Source organism: Rhodococcus sp. MEB041, assembly GCF_030208955.1.
Lineage (GTDB): Bacteria > Actinomycetota > Actinomycetes > Mycobacteriales > Mycobacteriaceae > Rhodococcoides.
On the sequence record NZ_JARVSZ010000001.1, the window covers coordinates 728,493 to 745,378 of the forward strand.

Here is a 16,886-nt window from a genome sequence, read left to right on the forward strand (position 1 = left end):
CTACTGGAAAGCCACGTACTTCGTGTCGAGGTACTCGTCGATGCCCTCGGTGCCACCCTCACTGCCGAGACCGGACTGCTTGACTCCGCCGAACGGGGCTGCGACATCGGACACGACGCCCCGGTTCACACCGACCATGCCGCTCGCGATCCTGTCCGAGACACGCAGTGCCCGATCGAGATCGCGGGTGTAGATGTATGCGGCGAGTCCGAACTCTGTGTCGTTGGCGGCATCGACGGCGTCCTGCTCGTCCACGAAACTCGTGATGGCCGCGACGGGTCCGAAGATCTCCTCGCGCACGATGCGTGCGGACGGCGGAACCTCGTCGAGCACGGTGGGTTCGAAGAACCAGCCCGGGCCGTCGATGACGTGACCACCCGTGCGCACGCGGGCGCCGGCGGCGACCGCATCGTCGACGAGGGATCGGACGTTGGTGCGCTGCTTCTCGTTCACCAGCGGCCCCACGTTCGTCCCGTCGCTCGAGCCGGGCCCGACGGTGAGCGCCGCGATCCGTGCGGTGAGCTTCTCCGTGAACTCCTCGCGGACGCTCTCGGCGACGATGAGGCGGTTGGCAGCCGTGCAGGCCTCTCCGCCGTTGCGCATCTTCGCCGCCATGGCGCCGTCGACGGCGGCATCGATGTCGGCATCGTCGAAGACTACGAACGGTGCGTTACCACCGAGTTCCATCGACGTACGCAGAACGTTGCGCGCCGACTGCTCGATGAGGATCTTGCCCACCCGCGTGGAACCGGTGAAGGTGACCTTGCGGAGTCGCCCGTCGGCGAGCAGGGGCTCGGTGACCGCGGGAGCGTTCGACGCGGGAAGTACCGACAGGACCCCGGCCGGCAACCCGGCGCCCGCCATGATCTCGGCGAGCAGCAGCATCGTCAGCGGCGTGTCCTCGGCCGGCTTCACCAGTACCGTGCACCCGGCCGCCAGGGCGGGGCCGATCTTGCGGGTTCCCATGGCCAGCGGGAAGTTCCACGGAGTCACCGCGAGAACGGGACCCACCGGAACCTTCGTGACGAGGATGCGGCCCGCGCCGGACGGAGATTGCGTGTAGCGGCCCTGGATGCGCACCGCCTCCTCGCTGAACCAGCGGAGGAACTCGGCGCCGTACGTCACCTCGCCGCGGCTCTCCGGGAGGGCCTTGCCCATCTCGAGAGTCATGAGGAGCGCGAGATCCTCCGTGCGCTCGATCACCGCTTCCCACGCTGCGCGCAGGATCGTCGACCGTGTCCGAGGTGCGGTCGCCGCCCACTCGTCCTGCACGGCGACGGCGCTGTCGAGCGCCCGCAGTGCGTCCTTCTCACCGGCATCGGCGACGCGGGCCAGCACGTCACCGGTGGCGGGATCGTGCACCGCGAACGTGCCGCCGTCCGCGGCGTCGACGAACGCGCCGTCGATCCACAGACCGGTGGGGACGGAGGCGAGCAGGGAAGCAGAGTCGGTCACTGTGCCGCCAGCGTTCGAACCGTGTTCTCCAGCACCGTCATCGCGTCGTCGAGAAGCTCGTCACTGATCACGAGGGGAGGCAGCAACCGGATGACGTTGCCGTACGTCCCGCAGGTGAGCAGTACGACACCCTCCGCGAGAGCATGCGCCGCGATGGCCTTGGTGATGACGGGATCCGGGATGTCGGTGCCCGGCTGGACGAGCTCGATGGCGAGCATCGCACCGCGTCCGCGGACGTCGCCGATCACCGAGGTCTCCTCGGCGAGGGCGCGCAGGCGCGGCATGGCGAGGGACTCGATGTGGCGGGCGCGTCCGGACAGGTCGAGTGCGGTCATGGTCTCGATGGCGGCGAGGGCAGCCGCGCAGGCCACCGGGTTGCCTCCGTACGTTCCGCCGAGCCCGCCCGCGTGGACGAGGTCGAGGAGATCCGCGCGACCGGTGATGGCCGACAACGGCATTCCGCCTGCCATTCCCTTCGCCATCGTGATGATGTCGGGGACGATTCCCTCGTCGTCGCTCGCGAACCACGACCCGGTTCGACAGAACCCGGTCTGTACCTCGTCGGCGATGAACACGACGCCGTTCTCCCGCGCCCAGGCTTGCAGAGTCGGCAGGAATCCGGGTGCGGGAACGATGAACCCGCCCTCGCCTTGAATGGGCTCGATGATGACGGCGGCCACCGCGTCGGCGCCGATCTGCTTCTCCATGCGGTCGATCGACGCCAGCGCGGCCTGCTCACCGGTCAGCCCCGGCTGGTCGCGGTAGGGGTACGACATCGGCATCCGGTAGATCTCCGGTGCGAAGGGCCCGAAGTTCGTCTTGTACGGCATGGTCTTCGCCGTCAGTGCCATCGTGAGGTTCGTCCGGCCGTGGTACGCGTGGTCGAAGGCCACGACGGCGTCGCGGCCGGTCGCCAGTCGCGCGACCTTGATCGCGTTCTCGACAGCTTCTGCGCCCGAGTTGAACAGGACGCTGCGCTTCTCGTGGTCACCCGGGGTCAGCTCGGCGAGCTTCTCCGCGACGGCGATGTAGCCCTCGTACGGCGTCACCATGAAACAGGTGTGCGTGAAGTGGCCGACCTGCTCCCGGACGGCCTCCGCGACAGCGGGATCGGAGGCGCCGACACTCGTGACGGCGATGCCGGCGCCGAGGTCGATCATCGAGTTGCCGTCGACGTCGACGATCACGCCGCCATCGGCATCGGCCGCGTAGACGGGAACGCTGGAACCGACGCCGGCGGCGACGGTGGCGCGTCGTCGGGCCGTCAGTTCCTGTGAACGCGGTCCGGGAAGTTCGGTGAGGAGAGCGCGCTTCTGAGGAAGGCGGTAGCTGATGTCCATGGTGAAGTCCTTCGCAGAGCAGGGAATGTCAGTCGTGGGAGCTCATGACGTGCTTGAGGCGGGTGTAGTCCTCGACGCCGTAGGCCGAGAGGTCCTTGCCGTAGCCGGAGTACTTGAAGCCGCCGTGCGGCATCTCGGCGACGAGTGGGATGTGGCAGTTGATCCAGACGGCGCCGAAGTCCAGCGCCGCACTGACGCGTTGGGTGACGCCGTGGTCCTTGGTCCAGATGCTCGAGGCCAGCCCGAACCGTACGTCGTTGGCCTTCTCGATCGCCTCGGCCTCGTCGGCGAACGGTTGCACCGTCAGCACCGGTCCGAACGTCTCCTCCTGGACGATGTCGTCCCGCTGGTCGACTCCGGTGATCACGGTGGGCTCGAGGTAGAAGCCCTTGTCTCCCACTCGGTTGCCACCCGTGACGATGGTCGCGGAGGCCGGGAGGTTCGCGAGCTTGTCGGTGACGGTCGCGTAGTGACGACTGTTGTTCAGCGGTCCGTAGAACGCGTCCGCGTCGTCCGGGCTGCCCGGTGTCAGCTCGCGGGCCTTGGCCGCGAGCGCGTCGACGAGTTGATCGTGAATCGACTCGTGCACCAGCACGCGGGTCGCCGCGGTGCAGTCCTGACCGGCGTTGAAGAAGGCCGCCTCGGCGATACCGCTCGCGGCCGAGGCGATGTCGACGTCGCCGAAGACGATGGCCGGAGCCTTGCCGCCGAGCTCGAGATGGGCGCGCTTGAGCTGGCGGGCGGCGGCCACGGCGACCTCGATGCCCGCACGAACGGACCCGGTGATGGACACCAGGCCCAGCGACCGATGCCCGACGAGTGTCGCGCCGGTCCCGCCGTCACCGAGCACCACGTTGAGCACTCCGTCGGGAAGGATTCCCTTGGACAGCTTCGCGAGCACCAGAGTGCTCTCGGGCGTGGTGTCGCTCGGCTTGAGAACGATCGTGTTGCCGGCCGCGAGCGCCGGCCCGATCTTCCAGATGGCCATCATGAGTGGGTAGTTCCAGGGCGTCACCTGGCCGACGACACCGATGGGCTCGCGGCGGACGTAGGAGGTGAAACCCTCCATGTACTCGCCAGCGGACTTCCCCTCGAGCATGCGGGCTGCACCCGCGAAGAACCGCAGCTGGTCGGCTCCGACGGTCACCTCCTCGTCGGCGATGACCTGCTTCAGCTGGCCGGTGTTGCGGCTCTGCGCCTCGACGAGCTCGTCCGAGTGGGCCTCGAGGGCGTCGGCGAGCTTCAGCAGGGCGGTCTGCCGGGTCTTCGGAGTCGTCTTGCCCCACGTGGCGAAGGCGCGCTCCGCGGCGGCCACGGCGTCGTTCACGTCGGCCTCGGTGGAGATGGGGGAGACGCCCACGATCTCCTCGGTGACCGGACTGATCAGGTCGAGAGTCAGGGTGGACGAACTGGCGACGAACTCGCCGTCGATGTAGTTGCGGAGCACGTCGTGCGACACGAGGTACCTCTCCGTCGGGGCGGCTGGGTGGTTCGATCAGTGTGCGCTTGACGCTGCGAAACGGCAGCGGACAAAACGATGATCGTCCGGGGGTGGGTCACTCCGACTTGTCCAGTGCGGTAGCGGGGGTGTTCCCTTGCGTCGGGAGCTTCCCGACCGGAGAGGGGTACGTCGTGACGGTGTCGGTGCGCTGGGTTCTGGCGCAGAAGGCGCTCGCCCTCGAACTGCGAGCCGGCGCGGGCGGGCTGGACCGCGAGGTGTCATTCGTGCACACCACGGAACTGTCGGAACCGTTCCGGTGGCTCTCCGGCGGAGAACTGCTGCTCACCACGGGGTTGAGGCTGCCGGTGACGACACCGGAGCGGGTGGCGTACCTCGAGGGACTGCACGACGCCGGTGTGGCGGCGGTGGGGTTCGGCACGGGCCTCTCCTTCGCGGAGGTGCCGTCCGACCTCGTCGAGGCCGCTGATCGGCTGGGTCTGCCCGTCCTCGAGGTCCCCCTGCCCACGCCGTTCGCGGCGGTGGTGACTCTCGTGATGAACCGATTGGCGGAGCAGCAGTACGACGCCGTCGTGCGTGCGTCCCGTGCGCAGCCGCGGATGACCCGCGCCGTGGTCGCCGGGGGCGCCGCCGCGATCGTCCGGGAGCTGGCGACGGCCACGTCGTCCGCGGTGGTGCTCCTCGACGACACCGGACGGGTGCTCGAACAGCATCCGCGCGGTGGCGGTTCCGGTGTGCTGGACGAGATCCGCACCCTCGCAGCCGAACGCGGAACCGTGTCCAGCCGGGTCTCGGTGACCCCGGCGGGCGTCTCGATCAGTGTGCAGCGCATCGCCATCGGCTCGGCGACGCACGGCCACGTGGCGGTGGTGGGGCCGGTGCTGGGGAACGTCGACCACATTCTCGTGGGTCACGCGGCGTCACTCCTGGCGCTCGACTTCGAGAAGCCGGCGCGGGTGCAGTCGGCGCAGGACAAGCTCAACTCCGTGGCACTGAGCCTCGTGCTGTCCGATCTCGACGGCCTGGCACCCGTGTGGGCGCAGATCGACCTGGCCGCGGGGGCCGACGGCACCGTGCGCGCCGTGACCGTCGATGCCGACACGCCCTCGCGAGCCCAGCGTGTCGAGGCCGCGATGGCGACCCACAGCGCAGCGGCGGGCCGTCAGCTGTTCGCTCGACGATGGTCGTCGCGGGTGACCCTGGTGGTGCGCGGAACGGACGATTCGACGTTCGCGGCATCGACGATCGCCGGTCTGGAGATCTCGGAACGTCGGCGGCTCCGGGTGGGAATCAGTGCGTCGCATCCTGTTCCGCAGCTCGCGCAGGCGGTGGAGGAGAGTCGGCTGGCGGCGTCGTCCGCCGCGGCGGGCGCCGATCCCGTGGAGTTCGGCTCGTTGGTCGGCGGTGTGCTGTTGGCGCACGCCTCGACGCGTCAGGCCCTCGCGACCGTCGGTGACGCGACCATCGCGCCCCTCGAGAAGTACGACGCCGCCAACGGGACCGACCTGGTGGCGTCCCTGCGTGCGTTCCTCGAGGCGAACGGCCACTGGGAGTCGGCGGCCTCGGCCCTCGGGGTGCATCGACACACGTTGCGCAGCAGGGTCTCGCGCATCGAGGCGACGGTGCCGTGCTCCCTCGACGATGCCCGCGTGCGCGCCGAGCTGCTGCTCGCCCTCATCGCACGCGGGACCTGACGGTCAGCCTCGAAGCGCGCTCACGATCACCTCGGCGGTGCGGTGGCCCATGCGCACGGCTCCGTCGACGTGCTGATACCCCTCGGCCGCGATGTCGGAGCAGGAGAAGTGGATCGGGCCGACCGGGGTGCGGACGTCGCGTCCGTAGCGGTGAAGACCGCCGAGATCGAAGCTGGCCGCGTACGCGCCGCGCGTCCATTCCTCGGTGCCCCAGTCGGACTCGTAGTAGACGACCGGATCGAGCGCCTTCGGTCCGAGATACGTGGCGATCGACTCGAGGATCGTGCGCTTGCGCTCCGCGGCGCCGAGTTCGAACATCGCGTCCGCCTTCTCGTCGGAGACGAAGGCGACGAGGGTGCCACGGGAGTCCTCGTGGTTGGTGTTGTCGTACACCTCCTGGGCGATCTGGGTGGCGCCGAAACCTGTGCCCGACAACCCTTCCTCCCGCCAGAACGGACTGTCGTACACCGCATGCACCTTGATGACGAGACCGAGGGACTGGTGCTGATGCATCTGGTGCTGACGGCGAGGGAGGGGCGGGTCGTACGAGATCCGCGTGTACAGATTCGGCGGCACGGCGACGATCACCCGGCGCGCCGTCACCTCGAGCTCCCCGTCCGCGAGAACGGTGACGCCGTCGTCGGTCCAGCGGATCGTCCGCACCGGCGCGTTCAGGTGCACGTCGTCACCGAGGCGCTCGGCCATGGCGACCGACACCTGCTGCATGCCCTGCACGACGCGCTTGTCGAGAATGAAGCTGTCGTCGACGAGGTTCGAGAACGAGCCTGCCGACGCGGCCATGAGCACGGCCTGCAGCGCAGAGAATGCATGGGCGGGCTTGGTGAGCATCCCGCCCGCGATGAACATGCCGATGTTCGCGGTGGCTTCGGCGTCGTCGGACTGCTGCGCGAGCCATCCCTCGAAGGACACCGTGTCGAGCTCGCGTGCCAGCGGGTGCGCCCAGGGCTCCTCGGGCCCGATCTCCGCGGCGAGTTTGTCGAGCATCGCGATGAGACGGTCGATCTCCTTCACCGTCGACTCGGCGACGGGGAAGTCCTCGCCGGTGTAGCGCGTGGCGACACCCGCGGTGTCGACGTAGACGGACTCGCCCTCGCGGTACCGGTCGAACGTCTCGAGCCCCAACTCGCCGAGCAGGTCGATCAAGGCCGTCTGGTCGGGCGAGACCCACTGGCCGCCGAGCTCGAGCACGGCGCCGTCGATCTCCTTGGTCCAGGTCCGGCCACCCACCCGGTCGCGTGCCTCCAGGACGGCCACGGTGAGGCCGGCCTTCCGCAGCGCGGTGGCGGCGGCGAGACCCGAGGGCCCGGCTCCGACGATGGCGACGTCCCGGTCGACTGAGGGCACGGTGTGGCTCCTGTTCAGGTGGGGTTGTGGTCATCCCAGTCTGCCCGGTCCGGTGCAGGCACGCGCAACGCCGAAACGTCGCATACGGGCTGCGCGCCCTGGACACGTCGGCGTGGTGTCATGACCGGATGGTCTGAGAATCTGCGTGATCGCAACACTGGTGAGAGCGCGGGCGGTGCTCGACCGTGGGGTGCATGACTTCCACCATTCGCACCTCCGTCGTTCCCTTCGTCGTGGAGGCGTCCGGTACCGGCGTCGCCCAGCACCTCGTCGTCGAGGGCACGGCGGGGCACGAGTTCGACGCCGACGCGTACCCGGCCTTCGGCGGCAAGGACGAGGCGCCGAGTCCGTTGTTCTACGCACTCGGTGCGCTGACCTCGTGCAACCAGGTCACCGCCACCCTCGTCGCCAAGGACCTCGGCATCATGCTGGGAAAGTTCAGCTTCCGTGTGCAGGGTGATCTGGACACCAACGTTCTGGTCAAGGGCGCCGACGGCAACTCGAACTTCGACACCGTCACCGTCGAGGCGACGGTGGAGACCGACGCGACCGGTGATGCGTTCGATCACTTCGTCGCGGAGGTCGAGCGTCGCTGCCCCGTGACGCAGCTGTTCGTGCGCAGCGGTGTGGGCTTCGTGAACACGTGGACGCGCGCCGACCTGGCCTGACCAACCACTCCGGGCTTTCCCAGCGGCCATGGCCTTCCCACCGCCGCGAGTACGTCGATAGTGTCGTCGCATCGCCGCTGATCACGACACTCTGGACGTACTCGCGGACAGCCGGTGGCGTGGCTACGCTCGCACGATGATCAGTCGACACGTGAGTGCAGTGATCGCGGCGCCGCCCGAGGCGGTGTACGACTACCTGGCCGATGTGGACAACCTGACCGCCTGGGCTGCCGGGCTCGCATCGGGCTTCACTCGCGACGGTGACGACCTGCTGGCCGAGTCACCGATGGGTACCGTCCGGGTGCGGTTCGTCCCGCGTAACGACTTCGGGGTGCTGGACCACGACGTGACGCTGCCCGACGGCACCGTCGTCAACAACCCGCTGCGCGTGCTCGCTCACCCGGACGGCGCCGAGGTGGTGTTCACGGTCCGGCAACTGGGGATGACCGACGAGGAGTTCGAGCGGGACTGCGCCGCCGTCGCTGCCGACCTGGAATCCGTGCGCGCGGCCTTCGCCTGACCTCGCTCCGGCACATAGATCACCTGAGCACCTCGATGACAGCAGCGGGATCGTCCGCCATCATCATGTGCCCGGCGTTCGGTATCTCGACGACCTCGACACCGGCCCGACGAAGCCGGCAGGACTGGGCGGGTTCTCCTGTCCTCGATCCGTACACCAGTGTTCGCGGCAGGTAGGACGCCAGCAGGATGTCGAGAACGGTGGTGTCCGGTGGCCCCACGCAGAGGCCGACAGCGCTGCGGTGAAGTGCGACCGGATCGGCCCGCCGCAGCGTCTCGGCCCACTCGGCGTCGGCCCGACCGATGAGTGACGTCACCCCCTGTGTCGCGAAGTCCTCTTCCGACTGTCCCGCGATCTCGACACTCGCGTCGCCGTCGAAGGGGAGAAGGTTCGGCTCGAGCACGGTCAGTCGTCGTACGAGGTCGGGTCGTGCCCGCGACAGGACGATGGCCATGGATCCACCCATACTGTGTCCGACGACGTCGAGGCCGACGAGTCCGTGCTGATCCAGCATCCGGGCGACGGCGAGCGCGTGATCGACCAGGGTGTAGCCGTCGGTCGGCACGTCGGCGCTGTCGCCGAAACCGAGCAGATCCGGGAGCAACCGCAGGCGGTCGTCCAGTCCCGCGGCCACGGTCCCGAAGGCAGCGACACCCGCCGACCCGAGACCGTGAAGGAACACGGTGGCTCGACGACGTTCGCCCGGCAACACCGCCGTGTGGAGGGTCATGACGCAGACGCTACCGGGTCTCGCTGATTCCGCGGAACGTCCGATTCGTCGTAAATGATGGTGCGGCCGGTGTTTTCAGCGCACTCTCAGGTCACGAGCCGTCGAGAAACGTACTGTCGACCGGGGTGCGCAGAGCGCGCATCGGTCGACAGGAGGACGTCATGGCAGGCATCGCCGACAAGTTCGACAAGGCATACGCGGACAAGTCCATCGAGGAACTGGCCGACGCGCCGGTCGCGGCTCTGAAGGGCGTCAGCGACGGCGACGCGGAGAAGTTGAAGGCCGCCTTCAACATCACCACGGTGCGCGATCTCGGCACCAACAAGTATTTTCTGTGGGCCCAGGCTGCGGCGACGCTCGCGCAGTAGGGCAGTCACACCCTCGCGAGTACGTCCGAACTGTCGTGATTGCGGGCCGCACAACGACAATATCGGCGTACTCGCGGGGGGGTCGGGCGAGGCGGCGGTGCGGGGGCCGGTGACGGGTGCGGTCAGGCGTCCGACCGTCGGCGCCGTCGGACTCGCTTGGTCACCAGCACCACCACCGCCACCGCGATGAGCCCGATGACGACGTACTGGAACACCGAGGCGTAATCCTCGACGTAGTGCCAGTTCTCCCCGAGGAAGTAGCCCGCGAGCACGAAGATCGTGTTCCACAGGAGGCTGCCGAGCGTCGTGTAGAGCAGGAACTGCAGGACCGGCATCTCGGACACGCCTGCGGGCACCGAGATGCCGGATCGCACGAGCGGAATCATCCGACCGAAGAACACGGCGGAGCGGCCGTGGCGCACGAACCATTCGTCGGCCTTGGTCAGATCGTCCGTGCTGACGAACGGCATCCTGTCCACGGCGGCGTACATCCGGTCGCGGCCCAGCTTCTTGCCCAGCCAGTAGAGGCCGAGAGCGCCGAGCACCGATCCGAGCGTGGTCCAGAACAGTGCGCTCGCGAGGGAGAAGCCACCCTGCGACGCGGTGAACCCGGCCAGCGGGAGGATGATCTCGCTGGGCAGCGGTGGGAAGAAGTTCTCGGCGGCCACGGCGATGCCGGCGCCCGGCCCGCCGATGCTCTCCATCAGGCTGACGGCCCAGCCTGCGATTCCACCCAGTTCCGTACTGGCGGCAGCGGTGACGGTGTCGCTCATGCCCGCACTTTACCGGGGGTTTACTCCGCGAGAGCCCGCGCGAGGTGGGTGCCGGTGTGCGTCCGGGTCAGAACGAGCTCGTCGACGGTGCCCGTGAACACCACCTCGCCGCCGTCGTGACCCCCGTCGGGACCGAGGTCCACGACCCAGTCGGCGGCCGCGACGACGTCCATGTTGTGCTCGATCACGATGACCGATCGACCCTCGTCGACCATGCCGGACAGCAGTCCGACCAGGTTGTCCACGTCGGACGAGTGCAGTCCGGTGGTGGGCTCGTCGAGCACCAGGACCGGGGAGTTGCCCACGAGTTCCGTCGCGAGCTTGAGGCGCTGACGCTCGCCGCCGGACAGGGACGTCAGGTTCTGGCCCAGGGACAGATAACCGAGACCGACATCACTGCACCGCCGGAGTACGTCGCGCACCTTCTTCACGGTGAAGAATTCGCGGGCCTCGTCGACGGACATGTCGAAGACGTCGGCGATCGAGACGCCGTCGACGGTGTGCTTGATCGCGCCGGAGCGGAAGCGTCGACCCTGGCAGGTCTCGCACGTACTCGACACCGGGTCGGTGAAGCCGAGGTCGGTGAAGATCATGCCGGTGCCCTGACAGTCGGGGCAGGCTCCGTCCGAGTTCGGCGAGAACAGCGCTGCGGGTTGTCCCGTTCGCTTGGCGAAGTGTGCACGGATCGGATAGAGCAGTCCGGTGTAGGTGGCGGGGGAGGAGCGGCGCGAACCGCGGATGGGTGCCTGGTCGTTGACCACCGCGTCGGGCCGGACGTCGCGGAGGTGGCCGTGGATCAGACTCGACTTGCCCGAGCCCGCGACACCGGTGACCGCCACGAGAACGCCGAGCGGGATGTCCACCGACACGTTCTTCAGATTGTGGCTGTCGGCGTTCTCTATGCGCATCCACCCGTTCGGAGTGCGCGGGGTGCGCCGCGATCGACCGTCTCGACGCAGCGCCGTCCCGGTACGCGTCTCGGACTGCCGCAGTTCGGGCCAGGTGCCCTCGAAGACCACCGTGCCGCCGTGCTTTCCGGCGCCTGGGCCGATCTCGACGATGCGGTCGGCGATGGCCATCACCTCCGCGTCGTGTTCGACGACGAGCACGGTGTTCCCCTTGTCGCGCAACGCGAGCAGCATGTCGTTCAGCCGGTGCACGTCGCGCGGGTGCAGCCCGGTGGTGGGCTCGTCGAAGACGTACAGCATGTCGTTGAGGGTGGCGCCGAGGTGGCGCACCATCTTGATGCGCTGGGACTCGCCGCCCGACAGCGAGGACGTCGCACGATCGAGGCTCAGGTACCCGAGTCCGAGATCGACCAGTCGACGGAGCTGTGTCACCACCTCGCGGCGTGGGCCGTCCAGGTCGCCGAGCGCCCACGTGTCCATGACGTCGGCGAGGTCGGAGACCTGCATCGCGAACGCGTCGGGGATCGAGAGTCCCTCGAGCGTCGCGGCGTGCACCGTCTCGTTGAGTCGAGTTCCCCTGCAGGACGGGCACACTCCCCGCGTGACGATACGGTCGTACGCCTCCTTCGACTTGCCCTTCAACGCGTCGGCATCCTTGGAGAGATAGCTTCGACGGAACCGGGAGAGCAGCCCCTCGTACGTCTTGAACACGGCGTCCGGGTTGACCATCTCGACCTCGCCGGGCGACGCGTCGAAGAACAGGTGCCGCTCGCGCGGGGAGTACTGCTCGAGGGGAACGTCGAGATCGAACAGTCCCGAGTCCGCGTACAGCCGGTAGGGCCACTTGCCGGGCAGGAAGTCCGGGTGCTTCACGGGGCCCTCACGCAACGACTTCGACTGATCCACCAACTCGTCGATGTCGATGACCTTCGCCTCGCCCAACCCCTCGCACTCGGGACACATGCCGGCAGGATCGTTGAACGAGAACGCGTTGGCATAGCCGATGGACGGGGTGACTCCGCGCGACCACAGCATGCGGAGCCAGTCGCCGATGTCGGTGATGGTGCCGACGGTGGAGCGAGGGCTGCCGAAGAGGCGCTTCTGGTCGACGATGACGACGGCCGACAGGTTGGCGATGAGATCGGCGTCCGGCCGACCGTAGGACGGCAGGAAGGTCTGGGCGAATGCGCTGAACGTGGAGTTGATCTGCCGCTGCGCCTCCGCGGCTATCGTGTCGAACACGAGCGAGCTCTTGCCGGACCCCGACACCCCGGCGAACACGATCAGCGACCGTTTGGGGAGATCGATGTCGATGTCACGCAGATTGTTCTCCCGCGCGCCGCGCACGGTGATGGTGGACAGAGCGTCGTTCGGTGGCGTCGTCACGCCGTAGGGATACCAGACCGAGCGGACACCCGTCAGCCGGACTGGCCCTGCAACTTGCTCAGTCGGTAGCGCAACTTGCCCGGACGGTCACGCTCGGTGGTGAGCGAGGAGGTGCGCGCGATGTGGGCCTCGCCGAAGCGGTCCAGCAGGAGGTCGTCCACCATCCGCACCTGACCTGGGCGGTACTGGTAGTCCATGGCCGCCGTCACGTACTCGACTCGTGCGGGGTCGAGGGCCTCCTCGAGTTCCGCGCCCGTCGTGATCCCGTTCGCGTTGACGAGAGTCAGCAGCCACTCGTAGTGACCGCTCCGACTGGGGGTGTAGTCGGGAAGGAGGTCGGTGACGATGGTGCGCAGCTGATCGGCGGTGAGCTGGAGATCCATCCCGCGTGCGGCATCTGCCGCGCGCAGTTCCGTGATCTTCTCCTTGTGGTGCCGATCGGCGAGTTCGAACTGGGCGTCCGCGAGTTCGATCAGCCCCGCCGCGAGCGTGAACGCCCGGTCGATGGTGGGCGAACCCTGCGTGCGGGAGTTCTTGAACCGGATGTCGTGTTCGATCTCCGCCCAGGCGTGCTGCAGCACGGTACGGATCTGCACCTCGAAGCCGAGGCCGGTGAACTGCTCGCATCCCGCCGGGACGCGGTCGCCGTCCGCACTGAGGATGAGGTGCCGTCCGGCATAGCCGAACACGCCGGACTCCTGGGCGAGGGACGACTTGTCGATGGTTTTGAGCAGCACGAAGTGCTTCGAGATGGCGTCCGCGACGCGGTCGATGTCCGACGTCAGATATGTGATGACGCGGATTCCGACGAGATCGGTGACCTCGGCGAGCGGATCGGTGAACTCGAGCGACCCGTCCTCACGGAGGCGGGCGAACTTGCCGGCAGCGGACTCCACGGACTTGGTACGTGCCTCGACGGCGTCGATGTCGATGTCCGCCTCGGAGACGAACGTCTCGACGGCGGCCGACAGCGCTGCCGTGGCCGCGGCGAAGTGATCCCACCGCGCGCGGTACTCCTCGACGGAGCTGTGCAGCCCTGACGGTGAGGGTGGGGACGACGTGGGGCGCATGGTGGAGATTCTGCCCCACCATGGTCCAATGCTCGCGTGACGCTCCGTAGCGGCCCGACCCGACCGGCCTCCGGCCTTCCCGCACGCGTGGTCGACTGGGACGCGACGCTCCTGATCCTGGCGTCCGCACTGATCCTGTTGGCCGCGTTGATCCTCGGCGTCTGGAAATTCCGCCAGATGGCGACGTCCGAGAACGGGCAGGCGCATCCGTACGTGGACATCGCTCACCGGGCGGCGCTGATGTACTCGTTCGCGACTCTGGTCCTGGTGCCGCTGGTGCACTTCGGCGCGTGGCCGACGTGGGTGAATCTGGTCGCGTCGGGGGCTGTCGTCTTCTTCTTCGTCGCTGCGATCGTCAGCTACGTGGTGCACGGATTCCTGCGCGACACCGACAACCAGTTCGTCCGCCCGGTGCCGGGAACGCATGCGTTCATGTATGCGCTCGCGGCCACCGAGATCGGCGGACTACTGGTGTTGATCGTGGGTTTCGTGCGCGGGCCGCTGTTCGTGAGTTAGCGCGCGAGCTCCACGTCGTCGACGAACGGGTCGCCGTTGCGCGGGGCGTCGAACCGCTCCTGGTCCAGGATGCCTTCGCGCTTGGCGACGATGGCCGGGATCAGCGCCTGGCCGGTGACGTTGACGGCGGTGCGACCCATGTCGACGATCGGCTCGACGGCGAGCAGCAGGCCGACACCGGCGAGCGGCAGGCCGAGCGTGGACAGCGTCAGGGTCAGCATGACCGTGGCACCGGTGGTGCCCGCCGTCGCCGCGGAGCCGATCACGGAGACGACCACGATGAGCAGGTAGTCGGTGATCGTGAGGTCGACGCCGTAGAACTGGGCGACGAAGATCGCGGCGATGGCCGGGTAGATGGCCGCGCAACCGTCCATCTTGGTGGTGGCGCCGAGCGGAACCGCGAACGACGCGTACTCGCGGGGCACACCGAGATTGCGCTCGGTGACGCGCTGGGTCAGCGGCAGGGTGCCGATGGACGAGCGGGAGACGAAGCCGAGCTGCGTCGCGGGCCACACGCCCGAGTAGAAGTTGCGGATCGAGAGACCGTGCGCCCGAACGATGATCGGGTAGACGACGAAGAACACGATGGCGAGTCCGACGTACACCGAGACCGTGAAGACGCCCAGTGAGCCGATCGCGTCCCAGCCGTACGTGGCGACGGCGTTGGCGATGAGCGCCGCCGTACCGATGGGGGCCAACCGGATGATCCACCACAGCACCTTCTGCACGATCGCGAGCAGAGAGGCGTTGAACGTCAGGAACGGCTCGGCCGCCTTGCCCACCTTCAGCGCGGCGATACCGATCGCCGCGGCGACGACGAGCAGCTGCAGGATGTTGAAGTTCAGTGTGGTGCTCAGCGCACCCTCGGTCTCGCTGGTGCGGGCGCCGAGCGCCAGGAAGTTGTTGGGGACGAGGCCGGTGAGGAACGACCACCACGACCCTGTGCTCGACGGTTCCTTCCCGAGATCTGGCGAGACGCCGGTGCGCGAACCCGGTTGCGCGACAAGCCCGATGATGATGCCGACGATCACGGCGATGAACGCGGTGATCGCGAACCAGAGCAGGGTCTGGCCCGCCAGGCGTGCCGCGTTGGTGACGGCGCGCAGGTTGGCGATGGAGCTGACGATGGCCGTGAACACGAGGGGCACCACGGCGACGGTGAGCAGTTTGACGTAGCTCGATCCGATGGTCGACACCGTCTCGACGAGCCAGTTGGGGTTGCCGTCGGCGGCGTCGGGCATGGATCGGGCGATCAGTCCGACGATGACGCCGAGGATCAACCCGGCGACGATCTGGGGCCCGAACGACGTGAGCCAGTGCGGCAGTCGACGGGTGGGGGCAGCGCTGGGCGCGGACATGGTGGTGCCTTCCGAGAATGCTGGGGCGGCCGAGAACAACGGCCGAGAAAAAGGGTGCGCGGTGGACGAGTGGACCGGGGAGGAACACGGTCTATCGACAGATGGCGCTGGCCTGCAGGCGAAGGTCGACGTAGCGACGCGAGGTCAGGAGCAAGGGCACTCGGACGATGCTACGCCCGTGCCCGGGTCAGCTGACGCCGAGCCAGCGCAGGCCCGCGGTGACTGCCGCTGCGGCGACGACCACGAGCACGAAAGGCGCTCTGCGCCAGGCGAGAACAGCGGCGACGAGGACCCCGGCGGGGAGTGCGAGGCCCGCGTCACGGGGAAACGTCGAGGTCGCGACGAGGGCGACGAACACGACGGCGACCGCCGTGGTCATCGACTTCTCGGCCGGCGCGGACAGTTCCCGGCGCCCGCGCAGCGTGATCCCGATCAGGCGGAACGCGAACGTGCCGACGGCGAGTGCGGCGACACCCGCGAGAATGGCCCCGGTGCTCACGAGGCGTCGTTCCTACGCCCGTGTCGGAGCACGAACGGCATGACGGCGATCAGGGCGAGCACCACGGAGACGCCGGCGGGCACCACGACCCCAGCGGCGACGGCGACCACGGCGCCGACACCCGCGGCGATGCGTGTCACGCGATCGCGCAGGGAGGGCATCACGAGTGCGAGCAGGACGGCAGGAAAGGCGGCGTCGAGTCCGAGCGACTCCGCGCTCTCCACGCCGGCGCCGAGGCCCACACCGGCCAGCACGCCCAGATTCCACGCGAGGAAGAGGAACGCGCCGCAGAACCAGAACGAGAGGGTCCTGCCCCGCCTGGTGGTCGAGGCCATCGAGAAGGCGACCGACTCGTCGGTGACCAGATGGGCCCCGAGCAGTCGTGCGGCAAGTCGGTCACCGAGCAGCGGTGCCACCGAGAAGCTGAGCGGAAGCAGTCTGCCGTTGATGAGGAGCGCGCTGGACACCGCGGCCACAACGCTGCCGCCGCCGGTGAGTACTCCGACGAAGACGAACTGCGAGGCGCCCGCGAAGACCGCGATCGACAGGAGGCAGGGGAGCCACCACGGCAGATCGGAGGCGACGGCGATCGCACCGAGCGAGGCACCGACCAGGGTGTCGGCCAGGCACACCACGGCAATGTCCCGCACCGCCACGTCGGGGTCGTCCCGGAGCGTGAGCCACAGGGGTGTTCGCCATATCGAACGCATGGTGCTCATGGTGAACGGTCGCGGTGCCGTTCGTCAAGGCGAACGAGGGGAGTGTGAGAAGAACACT

Annotated in this window: 16 protein-coding genes; 5 read left to right on the forward strand and 11 right to left on the reverse strand. The window is 68.2% G+C overall.

Going from position 1 to position 16,886, the window contains the following annotated elements:
* From QRN16_RS03440 to QRN16_RS03450, 3 genes are read right to left on the reverse strand one after another with little or no spacing between them, the layout of a single operon-like run.
* On the reverse strand, nucleotides 1-1,455 hold the full coding sequence (locus QRN16_RS03440; protein ID WP_285184628.1) for an NAD-dependent succinate-semialdehyde dehydrogenase: 1,455 nt from the start codon (nucleotides 1,453-1,455) through the stop codon (nucleotides 1-3).
* On the reverse strand, nucleotides 1,452-2,795 hold the full coding sequence (gene gabT, locus QRN16_RS03445) for a 4-aminobutyrate--2-oxoglutarate transaminase (RefSeq protein ID WP_222645861.1): 1,344 nt from the start codon (nucleotides 2,793-2,795) through the stop codon (nucleotides 1,452-1,454). The genes QRN16_RS03440 and gabT overlap by 4 nt, the downstream gene beginning before the upstream one ends.
* A gap of 28 nt (nucleotides 2,796-2,823) precedes the next feature.
* Nucleotides 2,824-4,254 carry a gamma-aminobutyraldehyde dehydrogenase gene (locus QRN16_RS03450; protein WP_027504923.1) on the reverse strand — a complete coding sequence of 477 codons (1,431 nt, stop codon included), beginning with the start codon at nucleotides 4,252-4,254 and terminating at the stop codon, nucleotides 2,824-2,826.
* 173 nt (nucleotides 4,255-4,427) lie between these two features.
* Between QRN16_RS03450 and QRN16_RS03455 the strand changes: the two genes are divergently transcribed.
* Entirely contained in the window at nucleotides 4,428-5,948 is a 1,521-nt protein-coding gene (locus QRN16_RS03455; protein ID WP_285184629.1) for a PucR family transcriptional regulator, read from the forward strand.
* Between the two features lie 3 nt (nucleotides 5,949-5,951).
* Here QRN16_RS03455 and QRN16_RS03460 read toward each other — a convergent pair whose 3' ends face one another.
* Nucleotides 5,952-7,313 carry a flavin monoamine oxidase family protein gene (locus tag QRN16_RS03460; protein WP_285184630.1) on the reverse strand — a complete coding sequence of 454 codons (1,362 nt, stop codon included), beginning with the start codon at nucleotides 7,311-7,313 and terminating at the stop codon, nucleotides 5,952-5,954.
* Nucleotides 7,314-7,507: 194 nt separating this feature from the next.
* On the opposite strand from QRN16_RS03460, the gene QRN16_RS03465 reads away from it, so the two are divergent.
* A complete protein-coding gene (locus QRN16_RS03465) occupies nucleotides 7,508-7,981 on the forward strand; it encodes an OsmC family protein (RefSeq protein ID WP_285184631.1) in 474 nt (157 codons plus the stop codon).
* Between the two features lie 136 nt (nucleotides 7,982-8,117).
* The gene (locus QRN16_RS03470; RefSeq protein WP_222632774.1) at nucleotides 8,118-8,501 is read left to right on the forward strand and encodes an SRPBCC family protein; all 384 of its coding nucleotides are present in this window, start codon (nucleotides 8,118-8,120) and stop codon (nucleotides 8,499-8,501) included.
* A 19-nt stretch (nucleotides 8,502-8,520) separates the two neighbouring features.
* Here QRN16_RS03470 and QRN16_RS03475 read toward each other — a convergent pair whose 3' ends face one another.
* On the reverse strand, nucleotides 8,521-9,231 hold the full coding sequence (locus QRN16_RS03475) for an alpha/beta fold hydrolase (RefSeq protein WP_285184632.1): 711 nt from the start codon (nucleotides 9,229-9,231) through the stop codon (nucleotides 8,521-8,523).
* A 161-nt stretch (nucleotides 9,232-9,392) separates the two neighbouring features.
* Between QRN16_RS03475 and QRN16_RS03480 the strand changes: the two genes are divergently transcribed.
* The gene (locus QRN16_RS03480) at nucleotides 9,393-9,599 is read left to right on the forward strand and encodes a hypothetical protein (protein ID WP_204868713.1); all 207 of its coding nucleotides are present in this window, start codon (nucleotides 9,393-9,395) and stop codon (nucleotides 9,597-9,599) included.
* Between the two features lie 122 nt (nucleotides 9,600-9,721).
* Here QRN16_RS03480 and QRN16_RS03485 read toward each other — a convergent pair whose 3' ends face one another.
* The 3 genes from QRN16_RS03485 to QRN16_RS03495 are packed head-to-tail and all read right to left on the reverse strand — an operon-like array spanning nucleotide 9,722 to nucleotide 13,736.
* On the reverse strand, nucleotides 9,722-10,372 hold the full coding sequence (locus QRN16_RS03485) for a DedA family protein (RefSeq protein WP_285184633.1): 651 nt from the start codon (nucleotides 10,370-10,372) through the stop codon (nucleotides 9,722-9,724).
* Between the two features lie 20 nt (nucleotides 10,373-10,392).
* Nucleotides 10,393-12,666 carry an ATP-binding cassette domain-containing protein gene (locus tag QRN16_RS03490; protein WP_285184634.1) on the reverse strand — a complete coding sequence of 758 codons (2,274 nt, stop codon included), beginning with the start codon at nucleotides 12,664-12,666 and terminating at the stop codon, nucleotides 10,393-10,395.
* 32 nt (nucleotides 12,667-12,698) lie between these two features.
* On the reverse strand, nucleotides 12,699-13,736 hold the full coding sequence (locus QRN16_RS03495) for a GTP pyrophosphokinase (protein ID WP_056448346.1): 1,038 nt from the start codon (nucleotides 13,734-13,736) through the stop codon (nucleotides 12,699-12,701).
* Nucleotides 13,737-13,823: 87 nt separating this feature from the next.
* Between QRN16_RS03495 and QRN16_RS03500 the strand changes: the two genes are divergently transcribed.
* The gene (locus tag QRN16_RS03500; RefSeq protein WP_222632980.1) at nucleotides 13,824-14,252 is read left to right on the forward strand and encodes a hypothetical protein; all 429 of its coding nucleotides are present in this window, start codon (nucleotides 13,824-13,826) and stop codon (nucleotides 14,250-14,252) included.
* Here QRN16_RS03500 and QRN16_RS03505 read toward each other — a convergent pair.
* The 3 genes from QRN16_RS03505 to QRN16_RS03515 form a co-directional block, all read right to left on the reverse strand.
* Nucleotides 14,249-15,610, reverse strand: a complete 1,362-nt coding sequence (locus QRN16_RS03505; protein ID WP_056448351.1) for a dicarboxylate/amino acid:cation symporter — start codon at nucleotides 15,608-15,610, stop codon at nucleotides 14,249-14,251. The two genes, QRN16_RS03500 and QRN16_RS03505, sit on opposite strands and share 4 nt — an antisense overlap.
* A 187-nt stretch (nucleotides 15,611-15,797) precedes the next feature.
* On the reverse strand, nucleotides 15,798-16,109 hold the full coding sequence (locus tag QRN16_RS03510; protein WP_285184635.1) for an AzlD domain-containing protein: 312 nt from the start codon (nucleotides 16,107-16,109) through the stop codon (nucleotides 15,798-15,800).
* Nucleotides 16,106-16,828 (reverse strand): AzlC family ABC transporter permease, encoded by a 723-nt coding sequence (locus QRN16_RS03515; protein WP_285184636.1) that lies wholly within the window; start codon nucleotides 16,826-16,828, stop codon nucleotides 16,106-16,108. Before QRN16_RS03515 ends, QRN16_RS03510 begins: the two co-directional genes overlap by 4 nt.
* Between the last annotated feature and the right edge of the window lie 58 nt (nucleotides 16,829-16,886).